The organism is Chitinophaga sp. RAB17 (assembly GCF_052114225.1).
Lineage (GTDB): Bacteria > Bacteroidota > Bacteroidia > Chitinophagales > Chitinophagaceae > Chitinophaga.
Genome location: NZ_JBFREI010000010.1, coordinates 302,916 through 310,150, shown reverse-complemented (window position 1 = coordinate 310,150; position 7,235 = coordinate 302,916). Strand labels below are relative to the sequence as shown.

Annotated in this window: 2 protein-coding genes; both read left to right on the top strand. The window is 46.1% G+C overall.

What is annotated here, in order from left to right; all coding sequences use genetic code 11:
- The first annotated feature begins 28 nt into the window (after positions 1 to 28).
- Positions 29 to 6,781 carry an HYR-like domain-containing protein gene (locus AB4Z08_RS27930; RefSeq protein WP_441577079.1) on the top strand — a complete coding sequence of 2,251 codons (6,753 nt, stop codon included), beginning with the start codon at positions 29 to 31 and terminating at the stop codon, positions 6,779 to 6,781.
- Positions 6,782 to 6,938: 157 nt separating this feature from the next.
- Positions 6,939 to 7,232, top strand: coding sequence for a hypothetical protein (locus AB4Z08_RS27925; protein WP_441577078.1), 294 nt, complete (start codon positions 6,939 to 6,941; stop codon positions 7,230 to 7,232).
- Positions 7,233 to 7,235: the final 3 nt, after the last annotated feature.

Genomic DNA, 7,235 nt, shown 5'->3' with positions numbered 1-7,235 from the left:
GTTACATTGTAACGACTCTATCTTCACCATGGCCGCTAACAAGCCTACTGAATATGGAGCAAAAGGCACCTGGTCTGTGGTAGGTAAACCTACATGGGTAACTGTTACCGACACCACTTTAAATACTACAAAAGTTAAAGTACTGGCGGGTCATACTGCTACCCTGGTATGGACTATCTCCAACGGCACCTGCGCGGCTACTACCGACACCGTGTTGCTGACTAACTACGATGTACCTGCTGTTGCGAAAGCAAACATGGATCAGTTACATTGTAACGACTCTATCTTCACCATGGCCGCTAACAAGCCTACTGAATATGGAGCAAAAGGCACCTGGTCAGTAGTAGGTAAACCAACATGGGTAACTGTTACCGACACCACTTTAAATACTACAAAAGTTAAATTACTGGCGGGCCATACTGCTACACTGGTATGGACTATCTCCAACGGTACCTGCGCCGCTACTACCGATACCGTGTTATTGACTAACTACGATGTACCAGCTGTTGCGAAAGCAGGTATTGACCAGAAACATTGTAATGACTCTATGTTCATCATGGCGGCTAACAGACCAACTGAATACGGTGCGAAAGGTACCTGGACAGTGGTAGGTAAACCAACATGGGCGGCCATTACAGATAGCACCTTAAACACCACTCGCGTTAGAGTACTGGCTGGTCATACCGCTACACTGGTATGGACTATCTCTAACGGAACCTGCGCCGCTACTACCGATACGGTGCTGCTGACTAACTACGACATCCCTGCTATTGCAAATGCCAACAGTGATCAGAAACATTGTAACGACTCTATCTTCACCATGGCCGCTAACAAGCCTACTGAATATGGAGCTAAAGGCACCTGGACAGTAGTAGGTAAACCAACATGGGTGACTGTTACCGACACCACTTTAAATACCACAAAAGTGAAAGTGCTGGCCGGGCATACTGCTACGCTGGTATGGACCATTACTAATGGTACCTGTGCGGCTACTACCGATACCGTGTTACTGACGAACTATGATGTACCAACAATTGCGAAAGCAGGCGTTGATCAGTTACATTGTAACGACTCTATCTTCACCATGGCCGCTAACAAGCCTACTGAATATGGAGCGAAAGGTACCTGGACCGCAGTAGGCAAGCCTAACTGGGTAACTATTACTGACACAACATTAAATACCACGAAGGTTAAAGTACTGGCCGGACATACAGCTACACTGGTATGGACCATTTCCAACGGTACCTGCGCTGCTACTACCGATACCGTGCTGCTGACTAACTATGACATCCCTGCCATTGCAAATGCCAACAGTGATCAGAAACATTGTAACGACTCTATGTTCACTATGGCCGCCAACAAGCCAACTGAATATGGTACTAAAGGCGTGTGGTCTGTATTAAACAAACCATCATGGGTGAAGATCATCGATAGTACTTTAAATAATACCCAGGTGAAAGTACTGGCTGGTCATACCGCTACACTGGTATGGACTATCTCCAACGGCACCTGCGCCGCTACTACCGACACCGTATTATTGACGAACTACGATGTACCGGCAGCTGCCATTGCAGGCCCTGATCAGAAACATTGTAACGACTCGATGTTTACCATGGCGGCTAACAAGCCTACTGAATATGGAGCAAAAGGCGTATGGTCTGTATTAAATAAACCATCATGGGTAAAAATCACCGATACCACCTTAAACACCACACAGGTGAAAGTGCTGGCTGGTCATACTGCTACAATGGTATGGACCATCTCTAACGGTACCTGTGCCGCTACTACCGATACCGTGCTGCTGACTAACTATGACATCCCTGCTATTGCAAATGCCAACAGTGATCAGAAACATTGTAACGACTCTATGTTCACTATGGCTGCTAATAAGCCTGCTGAATACGGTGCCAAAGGCGTGTGGTCTGTATTAAATAAACCATCATGGGTAAAAATCACCGATAGTACTTTAAATAATACACAGGTGAAAGTGCTGGCAGGACATACTGCTACATTGGTATGGACTATCTCTAACGGTACCTGTGCCGCCACTACCGATACCGTGTTACTGACTAACTACGACGTACCGGCTATTGCGAATGCGAACATTGACCAGGAACATTGTAACGACTCTATCTTCACCATGGCTGCTAACAAGCCTTCTGAATATGGAGCGAAAGGTACCTGGACAGCGGTAGGTAATCCGAGCTGGGTGACCATCACGGATGTCACTTTAAACAATACGAAGGTGAAAGTACTGGCCGGGCATACTGCTACGCTGGTATGGACCATCTCCAACGGTACCTGCACAGCCACTACCGATACGGTGTTGCTGACCAACTACGCAACCGCTAACCAGGCTAACGCCGGACCTGATCAAAGAATCTGTAACAATACAGCTGACTTTATCATGCAGGCAAATAACCCGGGTGTACCAACTGCAAAAGGCATCTGGACTATCCTCAGCGGAAATGCCACTATTAAATCACCAAATAGTCCGACAACTGCAGTAACTGTGCCTGTAGGTGATACCGCTGTACTCCAGTGGGCGATTGCCAACGGTGTATGCGATACCACGTTCAGCAGAGTGACTATCATCAATTACAAAGCAGCCATTACAGCAAATGCTGGTCCTGACCAGGAAAAATGTAATACCACTGCCGACTTTGTAATGAAAGCGAGTCAACCTGGATCAACCAGTGCGAAAGGTGTTTGGGAAGATATCAGTCGTATCCCCGGCGCTGCCATTATCAAATCACCAAATGATCCGTTTACCAGTGTAACTGTTCCTATAGGCGACACCGTTATATTGAAATGGACCGTTACAAATGGTACTTGTACAAGCAGCAGCAGCATTGTAACACTGATTAATTACAAGAAAGCAGACGATGCTAACGCCGGTGCAGATATTGAAATGTGTAACAACACCGGAGATTTCACCATGGCCGCTACTCCACTGTCTGTTCCAAGTGCAAGAGGCTTCTGGTCTATTATTAAAGGTAATGCAGTGATCAAGTCTATCAATAGTCCTACTTCTGCGGTAAATGTAAACGTGGGTGACACTGTTACCCTACGCTGGACGGTTACCAATGGTGTATGTAGTGCTACCTGGGATGATGTTACACTCATTAACTACCGCTTACCGGTAGCTGCCAACGCAGGACCTGACCAGGAACATTGCGATGATGCCACCTTTAAGATGAATGCCAGTGATCCTGGTGTGGCAGGTGCAAAAGGTACCTGGATTGTTACCAGCAACAACGCTGCGTTAATCAACATCAGTGACATTAACCAAAAAGATGCGACCATCACCGTTCCTGCCGGCGAAACGGCACAACTGACCTGGGTAGTAAGCAACGGTGTTTGTGATGCTTCCAGCTCAAGTGTAACACTGATCAACCGCAAACCAATACTTGGTAATACCATCCGCGATGATCAGACCGTTTGTTTGACAGAAATGCCAATGGCGATACGCGGTATTGCACTGAGTGGTGGTAATGGTACCTATACTTACCAATGGCAACAAAGTACCACTGGTGCTACCGGACCGTTTACCAATATTAATGGAGCAACCGGAGATACTTACCAGCCTGGTGTACTCTCTGTCAATACCTGGTACAGAAGAGTGGTAGCATCTGGTGCTTGTATCAACAACATCAGCAATGCAGTGAAGATCACTGTTGTAACTATCAGTCCGATTGTTACCTTCACTCCTCCTGCTATCATCACAGAATGTGAAAAAGGTAAAGACTACACCACACTCTTCGGAGATCCGGTGTTCAGTCACGCACCTTATAATAATGAAACACTCACCGTTACGCACAATGATGTAACCGTAGTGACTTCTCCTTGTCTTAGCACCATCACCCGTACCTGGACGGCAACAGACAGATGCGGATTGTCAGTAAGCGCTTCGCAGACGATCACGATAAAGGATACAAAAGCACCGGTATTTACTACCCCTGCTCCTGCCGATATCACGGTTGATTGTGACAAAGTGCCTGCTAAAACAGACCTGAAAGCAAACGACGATTGCGCAGGTGAAATCATCATACCAGTGGTAGAAGTTCGCCAGGATATTCCAGGCAACTGTACTAACAACTACCTCCTGATACGCACCTGGACTGCGAAAGACGAGTGTAACACTGGCATTACCCTGAAACAGGTAATCACGGTGAAAGATATGACTGCTCCGGTATTCAATGTGGCCACTCCTGCTGATACAACAGTAGATTGCGACAAGGTACCCGCAGGATTCAATCTCACCGCAGGCGATAACTGTACACCTGGTGTAATTACAGTAGTACCGAAAGACTCCGTGGTTCATAACCAGGCAAATTGTAACAACAACTACCTGATCTACAGAAAATGGACCGCCTTTGATGAATGTGGAAATGCAAGTGCCGTACAACAAATCATCAGCGTTCAGGATACCACTAAACCGGTATTCAGCATGCCTGCTCCGAAAGACACCGTGGTAGATTGCGATAAGGTGCCAGCATGGCCGGTAATTACTGCCACTGACAATTGTACCGCTACAGTACAGGTATTCACCAGCACTAAAACGGTGAAATTACCAGGCAACTGTGCCGGCAATTACCAGGAAACACGCACCTGGACAGTTACAGATGATTGCGGTAACAAATCAACGATGCAGCAGATTATCACTGTACAGGATACCATTAAACCGGTATTCACCGTGAAACCTCCTGCAGATACTACCGTGAGCTGCGACAACATCCCTGCTCCTGCTATAGATGTTCAGGTTACTGATAACTGTAGCACTATCGGAAATGGCCTGACGGTAAGCCGCCGCATCACAACAGAAAGAACACCTGATGATTGTGCCGGTAACTACCGTATCATCAGAACATGGATTGCGAAAGATGCCTGTGGTAATACCACTACCGCGACACAGGTAGTAACGGTGAAAGATACCACCAAACCTGTGATCATGCCTGCTCCGGCAGATGTAGTGATCTTCTGTCAGGATAAAATCCCGGCTCCTCCGGTGCTGACAGCTACAGACAACTGTGATAATACCTTCCCGAAAAGAGCTATCTATACGGAAGATCCATTTGTTGCAGATATCTGTAACGGCTATACGATTGTAAGAAGATGGACTATCATGGATGCCTGCGGCAATAAAGCCAACGATGTGATCCAACGTGTAATCATCAACCCTTGTCCTAAACCACAGCTGGAAGCTACCCTGCCTTCCAACTGCTCCGACAACGGAAGAATAGCATTACGTAAAGTGGGCAACGTATACCTGCCTACCTACACCCTGGTAAGCGTAACACCTTCCAACGTAGTAACAGGTTTACCGCTGACACAAAGCAATAATGTGTTCAACCTGAATGGCGCTACTTCTGCATCATTCATTATAACAGATGGCAGAACCGGTTGTTCTTCTGATACAATGACTTACAACCTGACCTACATTCAGAAACCAATGGTGAACCTGGGCAACGATACCACAATATGTGGTGGCAACAGCCTGGTACTGGATGCAGGACCTGCTAACTTCGCTTACCAGATTAAATGGTCTACCGGCGCAACCACGCAAAGGATCAATATCAATCAGGCTGGTACTTACTGGGTAAATGTAAGCAATGGTGAATGTGCTACTACAGACACCATTCATGTAAGCCTGGTACCAACACCACTGGTAGATATTCCTGATACGACCATCTGTCGCGGTCAGTCTGTGAAACTGGATGCTTATGTAAATGGTGCACAATACCTCTGGAGCAACGGTTCTACTGCTTCTTCCATACTGGTAGGTACACAGGAACAATTCTGGGTGAAAGTGATGAAGTCCGGATGTATCACTATCGATACCGTGAAAGTGAGCGTGAATCCTCCACCGGATATCAGCCTGAGTCGTGATACATCGATCTGTCCTGATCAGTCTATCATGCTCACTGTTAATTCAAATGGTGGCCGTATCAAATGGCAGACAGGTGAAACCGGCAACTCTATCGTGGTGAATCAACCTGGTGGTTACTGGGTGTCAGTAAGCAGAGACAATTGTGTGGTAAGAGATACTGTAAACGTAAGACTGAAACCATCTCTCACACTGGATCTGGGACCAGACAGGAATATTTGTCCTGGTGGCAGCATCACACTGGATGGTACTAATCCGGATGCCATCTCCTACCTCTGGAATGATGGCGATCCTAAACCGGTTAAACAAATAACACAGGCCGGCAAATACAAACTGGCAGTGATGGATAAATACTGTCAACGCGTATTCATGGACAGTGTAACAGTAAGAATCACCGGTTTACCAGTCATTAACCTGGGTAGAGATACCGTAATGTGTAAAGGTGAAACACTGACCCTTCATGCTGAAGGCGGTGGAATCACCGGAGTACGCTGGGATAACGGTTCTTCCGCTCCTACACTCCCTGTAACGAACGGAGGTACTTATACAGTAACGGTGTTCAATGATTGCGGCACCGCTACTGATGATATCACGGTAGACTTTGTACAATGTGAACCAAAACCACAAGTACCAAATGCCTTCTCTCCAAATGGCGATGGACGTAACGATGTGTTCAGACCAATAGTAAGAGGACAAATGTTCGACTACGAACTGCGAATCTTTAACCGCTGGGGTGAATTAATCTTTATGACTTCCGATGATCATAAAGGATGGGATGGTAAATACAAAGGCGTTCCGGTAGATGTAGGTACCTACGTATGGTGGCTTAACTACAAAAAAGTAGCTGGAGGAACTTCCAACGTTCTCAAAGGTGAAGTAACTGTAGTCCGCTAATTCAAGCAGAAAACAAAAAAGCAAAAAGCAGAAAGCAAAAGGCCGATCGCCTTTTGCTTTCTGCTTTTTGCTTTCTGCTGATCTAACTGAATGTCACCTTTTTTATTAACTTAGTAGCGATGCAAATGGAATTTACTCACCAGAAATCATGATCAATATGAAAGTTTATGACACCGTAACAGCTGCAATGGAAGATCTGCGCAAACGTGGATACACGGCTGATTTCAATCTTCTTTTTGACAGTATACACACAAAGGATACAAAAGTGCATCCACAAGACTTTGAAATTACTGAGACCTACCGTTTTGAAGGAGACACTGACCCGGGTGATGAAGCAGTTGTATATGCCATCGAAACAAAATCAGGCACCAAAGGCGTATTGATGTATGGGTATGGTGTTTATTCAGAAGACATGTCAGAAGATATGATCCGTAAACTGGGGTCAAAATAAAAT